General features: G+C 42.2%; 15 protein-coding genes. 11 read left to right on the top strand and 4 right to left on the bottom strand.

Features of this window, described 5'->3' with window-relative positions:
• Positions 1-169: 169 nt before the first annotated feature.
• The gene (locus tag DV872_RS23695; RefSeq protein WP_114632453.1) at positions 170-1,507 is read right to left on the bottom strand and encodes an aspartate kinase; all 1,338 of its coding nucleotides are present in this window, start codon (positions 1,505-1,507) and stop codon (positions 170-172) included.
• 187 nt (positions 1,508-1,694) lie between these two features.
• On the opposite strand from DV872_RS23695, the gene DV872_RS23690 reads away from it, so the two are divergent.
• The 3 genes from DV872_RS23690 to DV872_RS23680 all read left to right on the top strand — a co-directional run bounded on the left by DV872_RS23690 (position 1,695) and on the right by DV872_RS23680 (position 7,130).
• A complete protein-coding gene (locus tag DV872_RS23690; protein WP_114632452.1) occupies positions 1,695-3,644 on the top strand; it encodes an ATP-binding protein in 1,950 nt (649 codons plus the stop codon).
• Positions 3,631-6,075 (top strand): helicase C-terminal domain-containing protein, encoded by a 2,445-nt coding sequence (locus DV872_RS23685; RefSeq protein WP_158547154.1) that lies wholly within the window; start codon positions 3,631-3,633, stop codon positions 6,073-6,075. Before DV872_RS23690 ends, DV872_RS23685 begins: the two co-directional genes overlap by 14 nt.
• 71 nt (positions 6,076-6,146) lie before the next feature.
• Positions 6,147-7,130: a dihydroorotate dehydrogenase-like protein gene (locus DV872_RS23680; RefSeq protein WP_114632450.1), complete on the top strand. Its 984-nt coding sequence runs from the start codon at positions 6,147-6,149 to the stop codon at positions 7,128-7,130.
• Positions 7,131-7,206: 76 nt separating this feature from the next.
• Here DV872_RS23680 and DV872_RS23675 read toward each other — a convergent pair whose 3' ends face one another.
• Positions 7,207-7,473 carry a co-chaperone GroES gene (locus DV872_RS23675; RefSeq protein WP_114632449.1) on the bottom strand — a complete coding sequence of 89 codons (267 nt, stop codon included), beginning with the start codon at positions 7,471-7,473 and terminating at the stop codon, positions 7,207-7,209.
• A 149-nt stretch (positions 7,474-7,622) separates the two neighbouring features.
• On the opposite strand from DV872_RS23675, the gene DV872_RS23670 reads away from it, so the two are divergent.
• From DV872_RS23670 to DV872_RS23655, 4 genes are all read left to right on the top strand, one after another.
• Entirely contained in the window at positions 7,623-8,102 is a 480-nt protein-coding gene (locus DV872_RS23670) for a hypothetical protein (RefSeq protein ID WP_114632448.1), read from the top strand.
• A gap of 190 nt (positions 8,103-8,292) precedes the next feature.
• The gene (locus tag DV872_RS23665) at positions 8,293-9,138 is read left to right on the top strand and encodes an RNA polymerase sigma factor RpoD/SigA (protein WP_114632447.1); all 846 of its coding nucleotides are present in this window, start codon (positions 8,293-8,295) and stop codon (positions 9,136-9,138) included.
• A 226-nt stretch (positions 9,139-9,364) separates the two neighbouring features.
• Positions 9,365-12,028, top strand: a complete 2,664-nt coding sequence (ppdK, locus tag DV872_RS23660; RefSeq protein WP_114632446.1) for a pyruvate, phosphate dikinase — start codon at positions 9,365-9,367, stop codon at positions 12,026-12,028.
• Between the two features lie 216 nt (positions 12,029-12,244).
• Positions 12,245-13,882 carry an ABC-F family ATP-binding cassette domain-containing protein gene (locus DV872_RS23655; RefSeq protein ID WP_114632445.1) on the top strand — a complete coding sequence of 546 codons (1,638 nt, stop codon included), beginning with the start codon at positions 12,245-12,247 and terminating at the stop codon, positions 13,880-13,882.
• 69 nt (positions 13,883-13,951) lie between these two features.
• On the opposite strand, the gene DV872_RS23650 is transcribed toward DV872_RS23655, so the two are convergent.
• Positions 13,952-15,109 (bottom strand): GGDEF domain-containing protein, encoded by a 1,158-nt coding sequence (locus DV872_RS23650; protein ID WP_114632444.1) that lies wholly within the window; start codon positions 15,107-15,109, stop codon positions 13,952-13,954.
• An 87-nt stretch (positions 15,110-15,196) separates the two neighbouring features.
• A complete protein-coding gene (locus DV872_RS23645) occupies positions 15,197-15,853 on the bottom strand; it encodes a redox-sensing transcriptional repressor Rex (RefSeq protein ID WP_114632443.1) in 657 nt (218 codons plus the stop codon).
• Positions 15,854-15,903: 50 nt separating this feature from the next.
• On the opposite strand from DV872_RS23645, the gene DV872_RS23640 reads away from it, so the two are divergent.
• The 4 genes from DV872_RS23640 to pyrB all read left to right on the top strand — a co-directional run bounded on the left by DV872_RS23640 (position 15,904) and on the right by pyrB (position 21,771).
• Positions 15,904-17,073, top strand: coding sequence for a class I SAM-dependent RNA methyltransferase (locus DV872_RS23640; RefSeq protein ID WP_114632442.1), 1,170 nt, complete (start codon positions 15,904-15,906; stop codon positions 17,071-17,073).
• Positions 17,070-18,512 carry a PQQ-binding-like beta-propeller repeat protein gene (locus tag DV872_RS23635; RefSeq protein WP_114632441.1) on the top strand — a complete coding sequence of 481 codons (1,443 nt, stop codon included), beginning with the start codon at positions 17,070-17,072 and terminating at the stop codon, positions 18,510-18,512. Before DV872_RS23640 ends, DV872_RS23635 begins: the two co-directional genes overlap by 4 nt.
• 91 nt (positions 18,513-18,603) lie before the next feature.
• A complete protein-coding gene (locus DV872_RS23630) occupies positions 18,604-20,166 on the top strand; it encodes a P83/100 family protein (protein ID WP_158547153.1) in 1,563 nt (520 codons plus the stop codon).
• A gap of 27 nt (positions 20,167-20,193) precedes the next feature.
• On the top strand, positions 20,194-21,771 hold the full coding sequence (gene pyrB, locus DV872_RS23625) for an aspartate carbamoyltransferase (protein ID WP_114632439.1): 1,578 nt from the start codon (positions 20,194-20,196) through the stop codon (positions 21,769-21,771).
• Positions 21,772-21,976: the final 205 nt, after the last annotated feature.

Raw genomic sequence — 21,976 nt, 5'->3', positions numbered from 1 at the left:
GTAAAACAAATTGTAGCACGATGGGGTCGCTTTGCGGCCCCTTTTTACATTTAAAGACTTTCGAATAATTGTTTTGAAAAAGAAAAGGGCTGTCGCTTTAGTCTAATTAGACTTTTGCAACAGCCCCCTTTTTTATTTGTCTCGTGCCGACAGCGTACTTATATAAGAGCTATCCCAGAAAGGCATCATGCAGGGTCTGAATGGTGCTATCTGTTTTTTCCTGAGGAACCACAACCGAAAGGTTTATATCCGATGATCCCAGAGAAATCATTCGTACAGGAGTATCTTCAAGTGATGCAAATACCTTGGATATGAAGCGTGAATCTTTCCAAAGGTCCTGACCAACCAGGCAGATTATGCTGTTTCCCTGTTCCACAGAAACACTGGCTATGGACGAGATCTCTTCAGTAATCGCTTCAAGAGAATCACAGTTTTCAATAGTGATTGAAACCGAAACTTCTGATGTGGAAATCAGATCAACCGGGGTTTTATGTTTTTCAAATATAGCGAAGATACGGCTCAGAAAACCGTAGGCATTGAGCATCTTTGAAGAGGAGATATTTATCAGAGTAATCCCTTTCTTAGAGGCAATGGCTTTCAACCCGGTTCCGCTCAGTTTATGCTCTATGGTTGTGCCGGGGTGTTCCGGGGCTCCTGTGTTCTTCACAAGTACTGGAATCCTATTTCCTACGGCAGGCTGAATTGTTGCAGGGTGAACTACCTTGGCTCCGAAGTATGCAAGCTCTCCGGCCTCTGCATAGGTAATGGAAGCAATGGTTTTCACACCCTTTACAAAGCGGGGATCAGAACTCATTATTCCGTTTACATCAGTCCAAATCTGAATCTCTTCTGCATTAAGGGCTGCCCCGATAATGGCTGCGGAGTAATCACTCCCTCCGCGTCCGAGAGTTGTAGTAACACCGTTTTCAGTGGCGGCGATAAATCCCTGAGTTACGATAAGTTTTCCAGCTGCAGGCTTTACCTTAGTTTTAATCAGTTCCATTGTCTCTTCCATCCGGGGAACAGCCGCATTGAAATTTTCATCTGTCAGCATGAAGGTTCTGGCATCAAGGAGGGTTGTTTCTATATTACGCTCAATAGCTCTGTGAGTAATAATCGTTGTAGACAGACGTTCTCCAAATGAGAGCAGGGCATCACGGCTTCTTGCAGAACATTCTCTTAAAAGTGAAAGACCCTTAAGAAAGGAAATAAAGTCTGAAAACAGGATATGAAGTTTATCTTCACATTCCTTTAGATTCCCTGCACTGAGAAAAGAGTAGGCAGCCTGGAGGTGTATGCTCTTCAGTTCTTCAAAAGGACGAACAGAGTCCTCCATCCTTCCGGACTCGGCCAGCTCGATGAGTTCGAGAATACAGTCTGTGGTTTTACCCATAGCTGAAGACACAAGAACCGGAGCCCTGTCCAACTGGGATTCGGCAATATTGAGCGCCTTATCAATCCATATATTGTTCTGTACGGAGGTTCCTCCGAATTTCATGACTACCATTGGTTCCTTTCCTCTTTATATCAGTATGACTACTGATAATACTTCTAATATACTGTCAGGCATAAAGAGTATTAAATGTATATTTTTGAAAAAAGTATACATTTAATACCAATTTGTCAATAAATGAAGATAAATTGCATCAACTATTTACTGCCTAAGTAATGAGGCTCTGCTATACTTGATGTAAATGGAAGATAACATAAAGTCAGACTCTAAAAGATTTCCCTATGGGGCAATTAATAATAAAAAATCACTATCATCCATATTTATATTGCTTGGTACTGTCAGCTCTTTATATCTTTGTGCATTTTATATTCCTGTTCTCGGTCGTTCCATAATTCAGGGCTGGGTAATTCTATCTGCATGGACTCTTATCGTTTTTATACGAAAAACCGACCATTTTTACAGGTCGGAGGTTCTGACTCTTATAAGCTATGTATATTTTGCAGCGACTTCCCTTTATCTGATGCATTTGGTCAGTCTGGAGCAGACTTTCTTTTTTACTGAAAATATGGCTGTACAGTTCTGGCATGGTACAGGAATTATTGAGAGTTTCGGTCTGGCTGCAATCATTTATTTGCATTATAGGAAAATCTCCCTCGTTCATTGTGCGGTTTTCTGTATTGTGCTGCCCATAATTATCATTGTAATGATATCAACTGGATTTTTTCCTGCCTGCGTGTCTGTATCCGGCGGCTTCACAATTTACATGAAAATCAGTTCTGTCATGATCTCAATACTTTTTCTTCTTGGGATATACTCTGTATTCACATTTTTCAAGAGTGGAAATAATAAATCTGATCTTCTAATTTCAACTGCATTTTTACTTTCTGCCTGTTCTATTTTTATTTTTGCATTGAATGAGGGCAGATTTCATTCTCTGATAATCATCAGTTATATTCTCAAGGCACTGGCGTATCACAGTCTCTATAGAGGAGTCTTTCTTGAGGCTGTCCTCAGTCCCCTCAAGGATCTGAGGAATACAGAAGCCGAATTGAGGAAGGACCAGTTCTTTTATACACAGACTCTTGCCGCCGTAAAAGACGGCATGTTCCGTTATTATCCAAAAAGAGATCTGCTGGAGGTCTCCTCAATCTGGGAGGAGATGACAGGGCACAGTCTCACAGACCATACAGGCAATAACAGTTATCTGCGTGAACTTTTTACACAGGAAGACCAGAAGAAGCTGACAAGTGCATTAAAAAGTGCTGATAAGGATGGAACTCCGTTGAAAGAAGAGTTCCTTGTTAATCATAAAGACGGAAGCAGATTCTGGGTGCTTATGCGTGGCAGAATGGGAATTGATTACGATGGTAAACCCTGCCTTATCGGGATGATGACAGATATTTCCTGGCGGAAGAAGATCGAAAAGGAACTTATCCTCTCCAAAGAGAAGGCTGAAGAGAGTAATCGTCTTAAAACAAGTTTTCTGGCAAATATATCTCATGAAATAAGAACACCCCTCAATGTAATTCTCGGGTTTACAGGACTTCTTATTAAAGATCTTCCGGATGATGAAAATACCGAAGAACGTCTCAATCATATTCAGCTGATACGACAAAGTTCAAATCAGCTGATTTCTATTATCTCAGATATTATTGATATTTCCAGGATTCAGAATGAAAGCATCTCATTGCAGATACAGAAGGTTAACATACAGAGTCTTTTGCAGAATCTTTATACTGTTTACAGAAAACTGATGGATGACAGAGCCAAAAAAGAGATCAGGCTGTGCTGGAGTCTTCCTGATGAGATGTCTGAGAATATTTATCTGAATACAGATATAGAACGTTTTCATCAGATATGGCAGAATCTGCTGAATAATGCCATGAAATTTATTGAGTACGGACAAATTTCATTTGGGATTTTTTCATATGATCCTGAATTGAATAATATAGTTTTTTTTGTCGAGGACACAGGTCCTGGAATCTCTTCTGGAAAAGATCAGATTATATTTGAACGATTCCGGCAGGGGGAAGAGGGGCTGGCCCGGCGTTATGGCGGAAGCGGTCTTGGACTAAGCATCTGCTGGGAAATTCTTCAGCAGATGAAAGGTGATATCAAGCTGGACAGAAGCTATGCACAGGGTGCCCGTTTTCTCTTTACATTACCGGAGTACAGCCATGATGCCCACTGATCTTACCGGCCGTTTTAGAGCCGATGTACATGACAAGATGTTTGCAGATATAGAGGAATGTGACGGAAACGAAGTCCTCTGGGTCGGGACTATCGATGAAGACAAAGTTGTCTCGGCAGTAAAAACAGCGGCTCGTGGACACGAGAGTGCTGTACCCGCGGTAATGGAGCATATGGAGAAGGGAGATGTGATTATTCATAATCACCCTTCAGGGATTCTGAGACCCAGTGATGCCGATCTTACTCAGGCTTCAATGCTTGGAAACCAGGGTATCGGCTTTTATATTGTGAATAACTCAATAGATGCAGTTTACGTCGTTGTAGAGCCCGTACTATACAGCCCTGATGTTCTGCTTGATGAGAAAGAACTTTCAGGTATTCTCGCTCCCGGGGGGCCTCTGGATGAGATCGATCCTTATTATGAGGAGAGACCCTGTCAGATAGAACTTCTGGAAACAATCACCAGAGGATTCAACGAGGAAAAAATTGTTGTAGCCGAGGCTGGTACTGGGGTCGGAAAATCTTTTTCTTATCTTGTTCCGGCACTTAAATGGGCAGATGCCAATGAACAGCGTGTTGTTATTTCCACAGCCACCATAAACCTTCAGCAACAGCTGATGGAGAAGGATCTTCCTCTGGCTCAGAAACTGTGCGGTACCGATGTAAAGGCTGTACTTGTTAAAGGCCGTAGGAATTATCTATGTAGAAACCGTCTCTCCGAAGCCCTGGAGGAGAACTCACTCTTCAGAGAAAAGAGTGATCTCCTTCTTCAGATCAAGGACTGGGGAGAGAGCAGTCCCACAGGCAGTATCTCTGAACTTCCATTTCTTCCTCCCGATGAAATCTGGTCCAGAGTCTGCAGCGATGCGGATGCCTGTTTCGGGGCACGCTGCCGATATTTTGAAAATTGTTTTGTAATGAAGTCGAGAAGGGAAGCTGCTGCCGCCGGTATACTGGTTGTCAATCATCATATGTACTTTGCAGATATGTCTCTCAGGATAAGCGGTCTCGGTTTTGAAGGGACTGTTCTGTTACCCCATTACCATAAAGTAATATTTGATGAAGCACATAATATTGAAAACAGTGCTACCAGTTATTTTTCTGAAGAGTACAACAGAATCCAGTTGATGAAATATCTGCAGCGTCTATATAAGCAGAGAAAAGGCCGCTCCGGTGGAATCCTTATTCGACTTGAAGCCATTCAGCCCCCTCCAGAGGGGGTGCTTTTTCCCGAGCTCCTCAGAGACCTGAGAGCACAGGCAGAAATACTTGATGCTCTGGCATTTGATTTCTTTCCCGGTGAATCAACAGTAAGACTTCAGGATAACAGTCATCCCGATTATCTGAGGAAAATCAGGGAACCCCTGCTGCTTACAAGAGAAAAATTGTCACAGTTTATTGGATTTTTGAATAAGTGGTACGATCTGATCCGTGAAGAGGATCAGGAAAATACTGTGGTTCTTGAGTTTAAAATGATACTGAACCGCCTAAATAAATATTCAGTTTTTCTGAATAAGTTCAGCCAGTTTGATGCTGAAGATGAGGATGGGGTTTTCTGGCTGGAAAAGAAGGTGCGGGACGGTAAGTCTTTTATCCGTTTTCTGATCACTCCCCTTGATATATCCGGCTGGATGAAATCCGGAATATATGATTCCTACAGCTCTGTTGTTTTCACATCGGCTACTCTGACCATGGATAATAAGTTTAGTTACTGGCAGAGAAGAGTGGGGTTGGATCAGCAGATTTCCGAGCGTCTTGTCTCCAGACAGTTTGCTTCACCCTTTCCTTATAAGGAAAATGTGCTCCTGGGGCTTCCTGAAGATATACCTGAACCTTCTGCCCCTGAGTACCGTGAAGTGCTGATGCAGTCTATCAGAAAGCTTCTGCAGAGCAATGAGGGTAGGGCTTTAGTTCTGTTCACTTCCTATGAACTGCTGAAATATTGTTACGACAATATCCTTGAAGACTGGTCTTTGCCGGAAGTAAGTCTGCTAAGACAAGGCAGTGAGGATCGGGCAAGGCTGCTTAATCATTTTACTCAAGATATTCAAAGTGTACTGTTTGCCACAGATTCCTTCTGGGAGGGAGTCGATACTCCCGGTGAATCCCTGCGCCTGGTTATTCTATGCAAACTTCCTTTTCGGGTCCCTACGGATCCTGTATATCAGGCCAGGCTTGAAGCCATTGAGAAGAGGGGTGGGAATCCATTCCGAGAGCTTTCTCTGCCTGAGGCTGTAATGAAGTTTCGCCAGGGATTCGGTAGGCTGATGCGCCGCAAGACAGACAGAGGCGCTGTTATTGTTTTGGATTCGAGGGTTATCAATAAAAACTATGGAACGGTTTTTCTCCGCTCCCTCCCCGAAACCTTACGATCAAGGAAAAGATTTGATACTGTATTGGAAGATATGGAGAATTTTATTTATGAAATATGATATGTTGCTTTTATATAGATAGAAGAGCTAATATTCAAGAAATAATAATTGTTATACTTAAGGAGTGGTAGATGGCTGATCTTAGTACTAAATATATGGGACTTGAATTAAAAAATCCCTTTATTATATCCAGTTCCGGTCTGACAGATTCGGTGGAAAAAGTTAAAAAAGCTGCGGCAGCAGGTGCCGGTGCTGTGGTTCTTAAATCTCTTTTCGAAGAGGATATTGCAAATGCTGCAGCTAAAGACGGTTCACTTGATACCTATTCAATTCATCCCGAAGCCATGGAATACATCAATCATCTGGGAATGCTTCAGCAGCCCGATGCATATCTGGAATTTGTTGAGCAGTCTGTGCAGGCAGTAGATATACCTGTCATTGCCAGTCTTAACTGCTACAGTGACGAATGGTGGCTCGATTATGCTCAGCGTATTGAAAAAATGGGTGCCCACGGTATTGAACTGAATATTGCTCTGGTTCCAGTCTCTGTTAAAGACAGCCCTGAAGAGGTGGAAGCTAAGATTCTCTCAATAGTAAAAAAAGCTGTTAGTGCTCTAAATATTCCGGTCTCTGTCAAAATTGGATCTTTTTTCAGTTCTCTTCCTGAGATCGTAAATAAAATACGTCAGGCAGGTGCCTCGGCGGTTGTACTTTTTAACCGTTTTTACAGACCCGATATCGATATTGAAACTCTTGAGTTTAAAATGGGTAACCCCCTCTCCAATGAGGATGATTACAGTACAGTTCTCCGTTGGACCGGTATCCTTTCTGATCTTGTTGACTGTGATTTTTCTGCAACAACAGGGATTCACAGTGCTTCATCTGCTATTAAGCTTATTCTCGCGGGTGCCAATACTGTACAGTTTTGTTCAGTGCTGTATAAAAAAGGTGTAGGGGAACTTTCAGCCATTATTAAAGAAACAGAAGAGTGGATGGATAGAAAGGAATTTGAAAAAATCTCTGATTTCTACAGTCTTCTCAGTCTTGAAGATGATGAAGAGAAAAAATATTACCAGAGAGTTCAATATGTGAAGGCTTTGAAGGGTATTAAATAATCCTGAATTAACTTACGGACAAAAAAAAGCTGCTCACATCTGTGAAGCAGCTTTTTTTTATATTCTATAGGAAGAATTATTCTACAATAGCGATGACATCCTGCATCTTTATGATCAGGTGATCAACATCATCGATACTAATGGTGGTTCCGGCGTATTTATCATACATTACCTTATCACCAACTTTTACTGTGATCAGGTCTTTATCATCACCGATAGCTACTACAGTAGCAGTCTGTGTCTTTTCCTGAGCAGTTTCAGGAATATACAGACCTGATGCTGTTTTAGTTTCTGCTTCTACAACTTTCAGTAGAACGCGATCGCCTAAAGGTTTAATTGTCATTATAGTTCCTCTCAATGCTATTTAATGATTACTTCTGATAATATAAGGATTCTGAAGGGCGTGGTCAAGAAAAAAGAGAGTCTAAAAAACGAAAGAAAAAATGGTGGAAATCATTTGCTTCAGAGCATTTAAATTATTATTTTCAAACTATGATAGCCGTAAACAGCAGTCACAAAATAAAAGCTCGTATATTTAAATTCAGGAATATAGAACATCCTTCATTGAATGAATATGGTATGGAAGCTCAAAAATCATCAATAGAAGATGATTACCAGGCTTTTCTTTCAATACAGGTTGAACGATATCTGAAAAGAAAAACACAGCAGAGATTTTGTTCGGAGGCTGAGAAGGACGTAATTAACCAGATTATCGCTGACAGCTGGACTGAATACAGACAAACCAGGAATTTGAGTCAAATAGACACAGAACAGAAAATCCGCTCCTATTACAGTTTCACTTTGGTCTTTCCCTATTTTGTAGCCGAAGAAGAATGCATTATAAGCTTCGATTTCCGGAATAAATGCAGTCTGGAAGGGGGAGATGAGTGTTTCTGCAACAGCGGTGTACCCTACAGGCAGTGCTGCGGAGGCATTAAAAGCCTCAAGGATCTGTTGAAAGGTTCATTCTGACACAGTCTTGGCCGGGAATACCTTCAGTGGGTCGATATGACTCAATAGGCTTGTCCTGTATCCTTGCATAAAATCCAACCCAATTATCAGTGATTGTTTAATTACATGTATTGTAAGAAATTAAGTGGATTATTGATTCTAATTTTAAAGTTGGCACAGTACTTGTCTATGTATAGGCAGGAGGACCAACATGGCCTACACAAAATACAACGACGACAGCAACATACTTTCTATATACCTTAAAGAAATAAATAAAATCCCCCTTCTTACAAGAGAAGAGGAAGATGACATAGCAAGAAAAGCAGTAAGCGGAGATCAGATTGCAAAAGACAAACTAGTACGTGCAAACCTGAGATTTGTAGTTAATGTTTCCAAAAAATATCAGAACCAGGGTCTTCCTCTTGATGATTTGATCAGTGAAGGTAATATCGGACTGATTAATGCCATCGAAAAATATGATCCGGATAAGGGCTATCATTTTATATCTTATGCCGTGTGGTGGATAAGACAGTCCATCCTTAAAGCCATCTATGAAAAATCAAGAATGATTCGCCTCCCTCTCAATAGAGCTAATGAACTGGTTCAGATCGAGAAGGTGAGAAAAGAACTGACAAAGGTCAACGGAGAAGATCCTGATGCAGAAGAAATTGCCTCCAATGTAGGCGTTTCTGTGGCTGATGTAAAGAAATTGATGAATATATCCCGTGATCTTGTATCACTTGAAGCTCCGGCAATGGGTGAAGACAGTGTTCTTGGTGATTTTATCGAAGATGATCAGTATCAGGCACCCGATGCTTATGTTATGGAACAGCTTCTTTCAGAAGATATCAATTTAGCTCTTGAAACTCTTACAGACAAAGAATCGGAAATACTGGAACGCAGATTTGGTCTTAACGGTAAAAAGCCTCTTTCCCTAAAGGAAATCGGTGATCAGTTCGGTCTGACAAAGGAAAGAATCAGACAAATTGAGAAAAAAGCCATAATAAGACTGCAGCATCCCTCAAGAACTCAGTATCTTGATGCATATGTTGCCTGATACATAACATATGTATAGTTTGTTCTGATAGACAGCTATACAAATGAATAGCTGTTATTTTAGACAGTGTTGGATTAGCTACACATATGTGTAGCTTTTCTGTTTTATAAACCCTTTCTTTTCTTGACAGATATACAATACAGGCTTATTTTTACATGAGTTAATGCGGATTATTCTTTTTATCACAGGATAATTTGTAATTTTGTATAAATAAAGAAGGACCATAATGAGTCAAGACAAATTTGTTTACTTTTTCGGCGGCGGAACTGCAGAAGGTAAGGCTGAAATGAAAGATACCCTTGGTGGAAAGGGTGCCAACCTTGCAGAAATGACAAATCTCGGAATTCCCGTCCCTCCCGGTTTCACAATTTCAACCGATGTATGCGAAGTTTACTACGAAAATAATAAAAGCTATCCCGACTATATTGTAAAAGAGGTGGAAGATCACCTTAAAAAACTTGAGACTGAAATGGGTATGAAGCTTGGTGATCCCAGTAATCCTCTACTCGTATCTGTACGTTCCGGTGCTGCTGTTTCCATGCCCGGCATGATGGATACTGTTCTGAACCTTGGTCTTACAGAAAAGGCTGTTGCCGGATTGGCTGCCCGTTCCGGTAATGAGCGTTTTGCATGGGACTCTTATAGAAGATTTATCCAGATGTTCGGTGATGTTGTTAAGGGAGTTCCCCATAAAGCATTCACCGGTGCTCTGGATTCAGTAAAAAGAGAGAAGGGTGTTGAAAATGACAACGATCTCGATACTGATGACCTTAAGAAAGTAGTAAAACGATACCTTGCAGTATATAAAGATGCTGTAAAAGAGCCTTTTCCTCAGGATCCAAAGGTTCAGCTCTGGGGTGCCATCGATGCTGTATTCGGTTCATGGAAGAACGACAGAGCAGATAAATATAGAGAAATCAACAAGATCGAAGGTCTCAAGGGTACTGCTGTAAATGTACAGTCCATGGTATTCGGAAACTTCGGTGATACATCAGGAACAGGAGTCTGTTTCTCCAGAGATCCTTCAACCGGAGAAAACTATTTTTACGGTGAATACCTGATGAATGCTCAGGGAGAGGACGTTGTTGCAGGTATCCGTACGCCTCAGAAACTGAAAACCCTGCAGGATGGTAATCCCGAAGTCTATGCACAGCTTGTTGAAATTAAAGACAGACTCGAAGGTCATTACAAAGACATGCAGGACATGGAGTTCACCATCCAGGATGGCGTTCTCTTTATTCTTCAGACCCGTAATGGTAAAAGAACCGGTCAGGCAGCCGTACAGATTGCCGTAGACCTGGTTAAAGAAAAAATGATCGATAAGAAAGAAGCCATCATGAGAGTGGCTCCCACACAGCTGGATCAGCTGCTGCACCCCATGATCGACCCCAAAGTCAAGACAGATATTGCTCCCATCGCCAAGGGGCTCGAAGCCTCTCCCGGTGCTGCCTGCGGTAAAATCGTCTTTGATGCCGAAGAAGCGGAAGCCTGGTTCCTTAAAGGGGAACAGGTCATCCTGGTAAGACAGGAAACATCTCCCGAAGACATTGCCGGTATGAATGTGGCTCAGGGTATCCTGACGTCCACAGGCGGTATGACCTCTCACGCGGCTGTAGTTGCCAGAGGAATGGGAACACCCTGTGTCGCCGGTTGTAAAGAACTGGTCATTAACGAAGAAATGAAAACCCTTACTGTGGGTGACGAAGTATTCAAGGAAGGTAACTGGTTATCCCTGGATGGAACAGACGGTCTTGTCTATAAAGGCGCCATCGACCTGGTACAGCCCGAGCTTTCTGGAAATCTGAATGAGTTCCTCAGCTGGACTGATGTAGTAAGAAAGACAGCTAAGAGAGAAGGCATTGCCGATGGTTTTAGTATCAGAACCAATGCAGACCTTCCCAAGGATGCTGAGAAGGGACGGGAATTCGGTGCCGAAGGTATCGGTCTCTGCCGTACTGAGCATATGTTCTTCGATGAAGAGAAACTCAAATCTTTCCGCATCATGATTGTTGCGGACAGCAAGGCACAGAGAGTCGAATCTCTGAAAGCCATAATGGGACTTCAGGTAGAAGACTTTGAAGGAATCTTCAGAGCCATGGACGGAATGCCCGTTAATATCAGACTCCTTGATCCTCCCCTCCATGAGTTTGTTCCCCGTTCCAAGAGAGATATCTCCGAGCTGGCCGACATCATCGGAATCAGCAAAGAGGATCTTCAGATCAGACTGAACTCACTGGAAGAGCAGAACCCCATGCTGGGACACAGAGGATGCCGTCTGGGTATCACTTATCCCGAAATCTACGACATGCAGGTAGAGGCTATCGCCCGCGCCGCCGTCAAGGTACAGAAAGAGGGCATCAAGGTTCTTCCCGAAATCATGATTCCCTTAGTCGGAACCTATAAAGAGTTCGTTCCCCTCAGGGAAAATGCAGAAAAAGTAATCGCTTCAGTCTTCGAAGAGACAGGAATGTCCGTTGAATATCAGATTGGTACAATGATCGAGATACCCCGGGCCGCACTGACTGCAGAAGATATTGCTAAATACGCCGATTACTTCTCCTTCGGTACAAATGACCTGACTCAGATGACCTTTGGTTTTTCCAGAGACGATGTAGGCAGCTTTGTTCCCGAATACGTCAATAAGAAAATTCTGGCCGCCGACCCCTTCCAGACTCTGGATCAGCACGGTGTAGGTCAGCTTGTTGAACTTGGTGTTCAGCGGGGACGCATGACTAAACCCATGTTGAAGACCAGTATCTGTGGTGAGCATGGCGGAGATCCTGATTCCATCGATTTCTGCTACAGAGCGGGACTTAATGGTGTTTCCTGTTCTCCCTACAGAGTGCCTATCGCCAGACTGGCAGCAGCACAGGCTGTAATTAGAAATTAATTTTAAGGGAAATAGAATTGTTAATTTTATTCCTTTAAAGCATATTTGTGTTTGGGGCCTTCTGTGTTACAGAAGTCCCCTTTTTTTGTCTCTTTTTTTTACAGCTGAGAATCCTGTCGGATGATGCCGGCACCCCTTAATAACTATTGACATTAGCGGACTTTATGACTAAGTTTTCTATTGCGAAAATAAATAGTAAATGAACAGGAGATCCTTTTGATTACAGCAAGTAATATAACTCTCTCTTTCGGTAAGAGATTTCTTTTTAAGGATGTGAATATAAAGTTCACACCAGGCAATTGTTACGGACTTATCGGAGCCAATGGTTCCGGTAAGTCAACTTTTTTAAAAATCCTATCCGGCGAAATTGAGCAGGATTCGGGTGATGTAATACTGCCTCCCGGTGAAAGACTTGCTGTACTTGCACAGGATCACTATGCCTTTAACGAACATACAGTCATGCACACCGTCATTATGGGGCATAAAAAACTCTATAGCATAATGGTAGAAAAAGATGCCATCTATATGAAAGAGGATTTTACCGACGAGGATGGTATGAGAGCCTCCGAGCTGGAAGGGGAGTTTGCCGATCTTAACGGATGGGAATCTGAGAGTGAGGCCGCAACGCTGCTTGCCGGTCTTGGTGTCGGTGTTGATATGCATGATAAGCTGATGAAAGATGTGGATGATACCTACAAAGTCCGTATCCTTCTGGCACAGGCTATTTTTGGAAATCCCGAAGTTCTTCTATTGGATGAACCCACCAACCACCTGGATATCGAGTCTATCCGCTGGCTTGAAAATTTTCTATACGGCTTTCAGAACACCGTTATAGTTGTATCCCATGACAGGCATTTTCTTAATAAGGTCTGTACCCATATTGCTGACATCGATTACAACAAGATTCAGATCTTTGCAGGTAACTATATGTTCTGGCAGCAGGCCAGTCAGCTCTCTGCAATGCAGAGAAAAGATCAGGCCAAGAAGTCAGAAGCCAAGGCGGCCGAACTCAAATCCTTTATTCAGAGATTCTCTGCCAATGCTTCAAAATCAAAGCAGGCTACTTCCCGTAAAAAAGAACTGGATAAGCTGGAACTCAATGAACTCCCCAAGACTTCCCGCCGTTTCCCATTTGTCGGGTTTGAACCAGACAGGGAGCCGGGAACCATTATTCTGGAAGCTGATAATATCAGCAAGACAATAGATGGCGAAGAGCTGTTCAAGAACTGGGATCTTAAAATTGATAATGGAGATAAAATTGGTTTTGTCGGCCCTAACAACCAGGCAAAAACAGCTTTTATGGAAATTATAATGGGTAATATGACGCCCGATACGGGTAAGTACAGCTGGGGTGTAACCACCAGTCAGTCCTACTTCCCTAAAGATAATACAGCTTTTTTTGATACAGATGAAAATATGACAGAATGGCTCAGGAAATACTCTGAAGAGCAGGATGATGCCTATGTAAGAGGTTTTCTGGGAAGAATGCTCTTTTCCGGAGATGAATCTCTGAAGAAAGTAAAGGTTCTTTCAGGGGGCGAAAAGGTTCGCTGCATGCTGTCCCGCATGATGCTCAGTAAGGCGAATGTGATTGTTCTGGATGACCCCACAGCTCACCTTGACCTGGAATCCATTACAAGTCTCAATGATGGGCTGATGAAGTTCAACGGTATTGTTGTATTCAGCAGCCACGACCATCAGTTTATCAATACAATTGCCAATAGAATTATCGAGTTTACTCCCGGTGGTGTCATCGACAGACGCATGACTTTTGAAGAGTATCTGGACAGTGACGATGTGAGAGCAGTGAGAGATAAGATGTATGGTGGATCACATAATAGAATGACTATTTAGTCAAATTTAAGATTCCTTTCTAAGTCCCGGGTTATCCCGGGATTTTTTTTCACCTTTTTTTAATCAACTCTATTTACCTTTCATAATCTGTATTTGGTTTTTACCATTATGCTTGGCTTTGAAAAGGAGTTCGTCTGCTCTACTGATGAGGGTCGCAAGATCAGTATCATCTTTACTCAGCTGTACAATACCGGCACTGAAGGAGAGCGCAGTATTAAAGCCCTCTTTTGCAAACTTCCTGCATTGATCAAGAATATACTCAAGTCTTATTGTAGAATCAGTGAGAGAGGATTCCGGTAGTATAATCAGAAATTCCTCTCCTCCATAACGGCTGATCAGATCTGTTTCTCTCAAATTATTCTGCAGCAGATCTGCAAAAAATCTCAAAACTTCATCTCCCATGTCATGTCCGAAATTATCATTTATAGACTTGAAATTATCCAGGTCTAAAATGGCCAGACAAAAGCCTTTTTTATTTCGTTGTTCTCTGATAATTAGAATTTCACCCTGTTCAAAGGCAAAACGTCTATTATACAAATTTGTTAAGGGATCTCTTATAGATATTTTGACAAGCTCAGCCATCATAAAATCAAAAGATAAAAAGAATATACTGAAAGTCAGAATAATTGAAATCACACTATACATAAGAAGAGATATTTTAACAAAGTAATCACCACTCATGAAATTGATGAAATTTGAACCGATAAATAGACGGTAAGATCCTCTGAATATGAAGTAAAGGCCTGCAAGTAGAATGAATCGTGCCAATACATTCGCCGACTCCGGTTTAGAATTGTCTTTATACATGATGAGAGAAGTGCCGGTCTTTAGTAGTACAATACTTACTATATATGAGTTCAATGCCCTCATTAAAACAATATTTCCTTTAAAAATAAAGAAATACAATGTTATCAGAAACATGAGGAGGGCAAGGGCTTCAAACAGGATGATTGGTTTTTTCAATTTAGTTGAATGATAAATACTGAGACAATAGAATGAATAGCCCAGCATTTCACCCAGATTAACAAAAAGGGAAAAGTACCTGTTATTCAAAAAACCCCTTAAAAGCAGAGCTATGGTAGAGACAAGGGTTAATAAGGCACCAATCAAAGCCAAAGTAGCTGTCTTTTTTACAGGAGTATATTTCCGAAGGTAAAAAAAAGAGAGTGTCAGGAAAAATTGTACGACAGTAATACTTATTGTCAGTAATCCAATCTGCTGGTCCATGGCGCTTCCATAATGATAGAATATTTTAAAGATAAGATATCCACCAATGAACCGCAAATTATTGATACTGATTCGACTGAATATCTCTTATGTTTCTTTATAAAAGGGAAGGTGGAATGAGATTACCGCAAAACCGGAGGAGAGATCTTCCATGAGAACAAGAATTCTGTCTGCAATTTTCAGCTTTACATTTGTAAAATTCCATATGGCATTGATATCTGTTCCATCCAGTATCCCAGCGACATTCTGAGCCTGTGCAGGCGGTACAGTCAGGATAACCATGGTTGCACCTGTCCTTTTAATCAGCCCGGGGAGATCACCTACTGCTGAGATCTTTACCCCCATCTTTTCCGTGCCTATCTTTTCAGGACTGGCATCGGCAGCTCCCACTATTGTTAAACCATGATTTTTGAGTTCTCCATAGTTCATAAGGGCAGAACCGAGGTTTCCGCAGCCCACAACAATAGCTTTATGCTTTACATTCCAGTTTAAGAAGGACTGAAGTGCAAGAGCCAGCTCTTCCACATTGTATCCGATTCGGGGTTTCCCGATTATACCTGTAACAGCCAGATCTTTCCGAACCTGAATGGGCTCAAGATCCAATTCTTTGGCAATATTAGTTGCAGAGATGATCTGAATACCATCCGAAGAAGCCCGCTTTACAAGGTTCAGATAGGATGGTAGCCTTTTGATTGTAGGGATGCTGGCTATATTTTGCTTAAATTTCTCGTTTATTTTGCTCATTTATTATTCCGTTGATTTATTATCAGAACTGAATTATATACTATTACACTATGAAGAAAATGAAAAGCAAGAAATCATCTATCAGTTCTACTGTTAATCCTCAATATAATTCAGTGCGTGCTGAAAAAGTCGTTCCCGGTGGAGACGGCCTGTTTCGAATAGAGGGAAAAGTCGTTTTTGTTCCGGCTGTGCTGGAAGGGGAAACTGCAGATATTGAACTGGTACAGCAGGGGAAAAAATTCTCCAGAGGACGAGTCCTTCAGCTGCATGAAACCTCTCCCTATCGTGTCGAACCTTTCTGTTCCTATTATGGCCGCTGCGGCGGGTGTAATTTCCAACATATAAGTTATGAGAAACAACTGGAGTTGAAAACCTCTTTTGTAAGAGAGCATTTCAGGAAATTCTCATCCCTGGAACTGGCTGAGGATTTTTACTTTGCTGCATCAGAGCCGAGAGCCTATCGCAACCGAGTGCAGTTTCATAAAGCTGCTGATGGCTGCGGATTTAAAAAGAGAGGTTCTGATTCGGTTATCAAGCTCAAATCCTGTCCCGTTCTCGCTCCCGGTCTGGATAAATTTCTCTCTTCTTCAGAAACCATTAAAAAGGACAGGGAAATATTCTTTGGTACTGACAGTGAATACTGGTCCGGCAGAGAGAGGGAAAATATAAGCATTGAACTCCGGGGAAAGAATATACAATTCAGATCGGACCTTTTTTTCCAGAGTAATCTCTCTCTTCTCCCTGAGATGCTGGATTATATTGTTGAGTTCAGTGATGAATCAAAATCTGATTCGAATCATGCCATGGACCTCTACTGTGGAGTAGGGCTTTTTTCTGTTTTTCTTAAAGAGACCTATAACAAAATTACGGGTATTGAACTGAATCCTGAAACAGAAAGTTATTATGTTAATAATATGAAAGGATCGGATTTCGAGTTTTTCGGACAGTCCCTTGAAGAATGGCTTACGATGCATGAGGGTGAAAAAACCGACTTCATAATCGTTGATCCACCCAGAACAGGACTGTCGCCGGAAGTTCGTCAATTTCTTATCCGTATGAAAGTTCCGGGGCTTGTTTATGTCTCCTGTGATCCTGTCACTCAGGCCAGAGATACAAAAGAGCTTATTGAAGGCGGCTATGAGATTGAGTCGGCCAGAGGGTTTGATTTTTATCCCCAGACTCATCATATGGAAACAGTAGTCAGGTTCAGACATAAATGAGTTTTACTTCCCGGAAATCTCTGCTGCTGGCGGCTGTTTTAATTTTAATTCCAATTTATACAGTCATAAGCTGGGAAACAGCCATAGCAGGTGTGCTTACCACAGCACCAGCTCAGGGAATGGAAGGGAAAATCTACAGTACTGCTGATGACAGGGCTCTGCACTGTCTGGACAGTGACACAGGCAGGGAGTACTGGAGCTACAGACCAGGGCGTAAACTAAAAGGTTTTACAGTCATATCTCCCGACGGCAGTATATTGATTCTCACATCACAGAATGATCTTGTTTCTATCAGTCCCGGTGGGCGTGAGCTCTGGAGAAGGGCTCTGAAGGATGAACCTCTATTGCCTCCTGCCGCCGATCCTTATGGAACAATTTATATACTTACAGGATCAAACAGCATTCTCTGCCTGGACCGTAAGGGCTGCCAGGTCTGGGAAATGGACTGGACCGGGGTTGTTGATAAAATATTTGCAACCCATAAGGCACTCCTTGTCTCAGGACAGGGAGAAACTTCGGTAGTTTTATCAGACGGCACCATGGATTCGGTAATAAATGATGAAATAAAGCATATGGTTTTCTCCGAACCACATCTCTATTGGGAGACACCGGGGGGCGCATGGAAGATCCTGGATATTTCAGATCACAAACTCAAACCCGCCGACTCTCCTCTGGATGAGGGGACAATATATGCGGATGAACATGTCTTAATCACTTATGAAAAGAAAATTATTGCCGGCCGTCAGGACTGGTTTATGGAAGCACTGGAAGCGGGTGAGGATGCCTATGATCCTTTCTATCAGAACGGGAGCAATCCGGGCCGCAGCAGCGCCGTGAGTTCTGTACCAGGTGAAGCGGAAAGGCTGAAAAAGTTTGCCGAAAGAGGGGGCGCTCCCCTGCTGCCTCTTCTCTCGGCTAATCCTGCCTACTTGAATGAAATCCTATCCGAGTTTGAATCAGCACAGAGTTTTCAGGAACTTATTCAAAAGAATCCGGATTACGATCTGGTCCTGCAGGAAATCGTTTCAGACAGTCATGTGGTCTCCTATGATGTCCACAGGGAAAGTCTTGATTCCTACAGCAGGTTCAGAATTTATCGCATCCTCAGCAAATGGGGAAATCTGAAAAGCCGTGAGAGTCTCTTATTTTTAAGCTCTGTGGAAACTGATCCTGACAATCTCTCTCTGCTGCTGGACGGTCTGGGGCGGATCGGACTGGATCGTGACGGCAGAAGCATGCTGGCTCTTAAAAAATCCAGAGCTCGTTACCCCTTGAACAGAACCCTGACTCTTTCTACCGTGCGTAATGCCTCTCTACTTGCTCAGTACAACGGAAATAAATCTATTATCAGCATGATGAATTTCTTTGCAGAATTGCAGCAGGGTGCCCTGGATAAGGCAGTAACAACTCAAATCCGTAAAGAGCTTAGTTCATTTTAAAAAAACCGGCTGAAATTTCAATCATTTGTCTCTATAATATGTGGTAATGACTCAATTTGTAATTTGAATGATTCTTTCCCGGAGGACTCTCTTGAAAAAAATAATACCCTTGTTATTCCTGATAACTTCGACTGTCTTTGTTTTTGGTCAAAGTGTTTCTGAAGATGAACTGAAGAGTGTGGGCGATAGAAAAGGTGAAATCATCTTTGAAAACTATGTCGGTCCTACTGCTCCTGAAGAGTTCAATACAATGGATCAGATCAGCGGGATCGGATCTTTTCTGGCCTCCCAGGATGGAACAGAGATCCAATATGGAAACAAATATAAAATTATTCGTTCCTATCAGCCTGAAATCAAGGAAGGGCTGGATGGTGATATCCTTTTTATCCTTCCCGATGCAGCGGTGGATCATATACGCAACCTCAGATCTATTATTGCGACCTATTTAAAGGCAACCTTTGGATACTCTGACAGCAATGCTGCTGTTCTGGCTGAGTTTGTGACCTATTACAATGCAGTTTATTATAAAAATATTGATCATTACTCCTCGCGGTATAAAGAGGGTGTTTTAAAAAATCTGGAAAAAAATTCTGCAGGACTTTCAACTCATTATTCAGAATGGGCCGGTAAATCACGTATCGTTATTCCTCTTAAATCCGGTGACGGCACAATTCAGAGTTCACTGGATACCTCCACAATCTCTGAGCCTGAAGTCATCGAAGAGATGCAGAAAGAGGATGACAAGGCTCTGGACAGCCGCAAAGAGATGGTTGAAATCAGAGAGGATGAGCTGGATACAAGACAGGAATCTGTTGATGAAGAAAAGAAAGCCGTAGAAGAGAAAGAGACTGCCGTCCAGGAAAAAGAAGAAGTTATAGATCAGCAGCTGGAAGAGAAGAAGGAAGAGCTTGAACAGGTCGATGAAGGATCCCCCGAAGAGCTGGTCATTCAGGAAGAGGTCAAACAGCTTGAAGAAGAAAAAGCGGAAGTAGAAGAAGAGAAGGCCGCCGTTGAAGAAGAAAAGGCAGCGGTTGAGGAGACACAGGAACAGATTGATGACGAGCAGAAAGAAGTCGTCGAAATGAGAGAGGATATTGCCAGGGATGAGAATGAACTTGCCAAAGAAAAGGGAGTTGTTCTCTCAAGCGGTGACCAGGTCCCTCCCGAAGGCTTCTGGTTTATCTTTGTTGATAAATCAGCAGATCCTGCTCCATTCGGTTCTCTGTTGAAAGTTACCAAAACCGGAGAAATCCTGCAGAAATCCGAACTGAACAGCATAAGAGGAACATCCTTTATAGAAGGCGTTGAAGGACTAATCGTTATAGCAGGAAAAAATGAAGAGAACGCCAGAGTCAAAGCCTTGATACTTGATCCCGAAACCCTTGAAGTTGTGAAAGAAGGGGAGAATGAAATTTATCCCGGCAGCTCTATATGGACAGAGGGGGACAATCTATTTATGATTACCCGAAATGAGCAGAACTGGTCTGTCGGCATGTTCTCAAAATCCCTTGATTTACAGAAACTCAGTACGGTCAATGTTCACCCTGATACAGGTCTGGTTTTTGTAGACGGAATTATTCTGGTACAGAGTGATTCAGGCACTGTTAAAGCACTTAAGGCCGACAGTCTTAGTGAAGCGGAAACAACAGAATAAAACTATTTAAGAGGTATTGGAACTAGTATGAAGAATGTCTTTGCAGGAAGAACCATCGGTGTTGTTAATGATCTTTCACGGGATGAGCAGCTCTATCTTTACAGAAAAACGGCTGAGTTGAAAAAGAAATATCTGAATAATGAAGATGTTTCAGAGTTCAGGATTGTTGATCCCGATATGTCTGCATATCTTATCTTCATGGAGAACAGTACAAGGACCAAAGAGTCTTTTAGAAATGCCTGTCAGTTTCATGATATCAAGCTCAATATTTTTGATGCGGGAACATCCTCTTTCGCCAAGCAGGAGAGTTATTCCGACACAATTAAAATGCTTTTCGGATACAGTAAGCGTTCTCTGTTTATCATGAGAACCGGAGAAGAGGGTGTGTGTCACTTTCTTGATGAAGAGCTTGAAGAATATGCCCGTAAGATGAATTACGATAAGGCTGCCTTCCTTAACGGGGGAGATGGAAAACATGAACATCCCACTCAGGAGTTTCTGGATGAGTTCACATTCCTGGAGAAAAAAAACTGGGATAGCAGTGAGATTCATATTGTTCTGACCGGTGATCTGTATCATGGCAGAACCATTCATTCCAAGGTTGACGGACTGGGAGTCTTTGACAAGGTCAAAGTGGATCTTGTTGCACCTGCAGAGCTCTCTATGCCTGATCATTACGAACGCAGAATGGCTGAAAACGGATTTGAAATAAGAAAGTTTGAAACCATTGAAGAATATCTAAATCAGGATGATATAGCCGATATCTGGTATTTTACCCGCCTTCAGCTTGAACGCATGGGTGACAAGGTAAAGGAAAAAGAGCATCAGCTCCGGGAAGCTGTTACATTTCGCAAGGAGTTCCTGGATAAGATTCCTGCAGCTTCCAAGTTCTATCATCCACTCCCCAGGCATAAAGTTTATCCTGTAATTCCCGATTTCCTGGATCATACCAGCTATAACGGGTGGGATGAGCAGAGTGTAAACGGTTTTTTCACCAGAACCATTGAGATCTCAATGTGCGGTGGAAAAATTGGAGCTGATTTTGACGGTGAAGGTCTGCGCAAAGTCAAAAAAGATAAAGTATTTATTGAAAAAGTTGCTGTTACCCGTAAGAGTCGTGTGGAAGACCGCTATAAGATAGGCATCAAGCCCGTGGATAACGGGATAGTCATCGATCATATCAGCTCCGGTGAAGATCAGGAAACAATATGGAATCAGATCGATAAGATCAGACGAATCCTGAAACTTAACTGCCGCAGCTCCCACGGTGTCTTTCACTCCAATGACAGATCAATCTATAAGGGGATCATTTCTCTGCCGGATGTTCTGGAATTAAACGATACTGAAATCAAGAAGCTGGCGGCCATAGCACCCGAATGTACACTGAATATTGTCAAAGAAGCATCTGTACAGGAGAAGTTCAGACTTCATATGCCTCCACAGATCTATAACTTTGAAGAGATCTCCTGTAAGAATGAAAACTGTATCTCCCATCCTGAAAAACATCAGCATGTTAAAACATACTTTCTCAGATCCAACGAATCACGATTTGTTTGTAAATATTGTGAGAAGAGTCATTCCTTCGAGGATATCTGGGATATCTGATTCTTGTAGAAACACCGGTTTCAAGGGATACCTTCGGGTATTTACCGAATAAAAAAAGCTGATCAAGAAGATCAGCTTTTTTTTAGTTTGCCCAGCAAGGCTGGCTAACCCGATCTCTTGAAAGATAGAGAAGACACCCTGATCAGGGGAAGTCAATCCGAATTGCAAGGGCGTTTCTGGTAACGGAAGGGACTGAAGGAAGCAA

Source organism: Oceanispirochaeta sp. M1 (assembly GCF_003346715.1).
Classification (GTDB): Bacteria; Spirochaetota; Spirochaetia; order DSM-2461; family DSM-2461; genus Oceanispirochaeta.
This window is presented reverse-complemented; position numbering and strand designations above follow the sequence as displayed.

Excerpts from the sequence above, each read along its gene's own strand:
- DV872_RS23645 (WP_114632443.1), bottom strand. The coding sequence starts at position 15,853 with ATGAGCAAAATAAACGAGAAATTTAAGCAAAATATAGCCAGCATCCCT.
- DV872_RS23670 (WP_114632448.1), top strand. The coding sequence starts at position 7,623 with ATGATAGCCGTAAACAGCAGTCACAAAATAAAAGCTCGTATATTTAAA.
- DV872_RS23685 (WP_158547154.1), top strand. The coding sequence starts at position 3,631 with ATGATGCCCACTGATCTTACCGGCCGTTTTAGAGCCGATGTACATGAC.
- pyrB (WP_114632439.1), top strand. The coding sequence starts at position 20,194 with ATGAAGAATGTCTTTGCAGGAAGAACCATCGGTGTTGTTAATGATCTT.
- DV872_RS23665 (WP_114632447.1), top strand. The coding sequence starts at position 8,293 with ATGGCCTACACAAAATACAACGACGACAGCAACATACTTTCTATATAC.
- DV872_RS23650 (WP_114632444.1), bottom strand. The coding sequence starts at position 15,109 with ATGGACCAGCAGATTGGATTACTGACAATAAGTATTACTGTCGTACAA.
- ppdK (WP_114632446.1), top strand. The coding sequence starts at position 9,365 with ATGAGTCAAGACAAATTTGTTTACTTTTTCGGCGGCGGAACTGCAGAA.
- DV872_RS23635 (WP_114632441.1), top strand. The coding sequence starts at position 17,070 with ATGAGTTTTACTTCCCGGAAATCTCTGCTGCTGGCGGCTGTTTTAATT.
- DV872_RS23680 (WP_114632450.1), top strand. The coding sequence starts at position 6,147 with ATGGCTGATCTTAGTACTAAATATATGGGACTTGAATTAAAAAATCCC.
- DV872_RS23675 (WP_114632449.1), bottom strand. The coding sequence starts at position 7,473 with ATGACAATTAAACCTTTAGGCGATCGCGTTCTACTGAAAGTTGTAGAA.
- DV872_RS23640 (WP_114632442.1), top strand. The coding sequence starts at position 15,904 with ATGAAGAAAATGAAAAGCAAGAAATCATCTATCAGTTCTACTGTTAAT.
- DV872_RS23695 (WP_114632453.1), bottom strand. The coding sequence starts at position 1,507 with ATGGTAGTCATGAAATTCGGAGGAACCTCCGTACAGAACAATATATGG.
- DV872_RS23690 (WP_114632452.1), top strand. The coding sequence starts at position 1,695 with ATGGAAGATAACATAAAGTCAGACTCTAAAAGATTTCCCTATGGGGCA.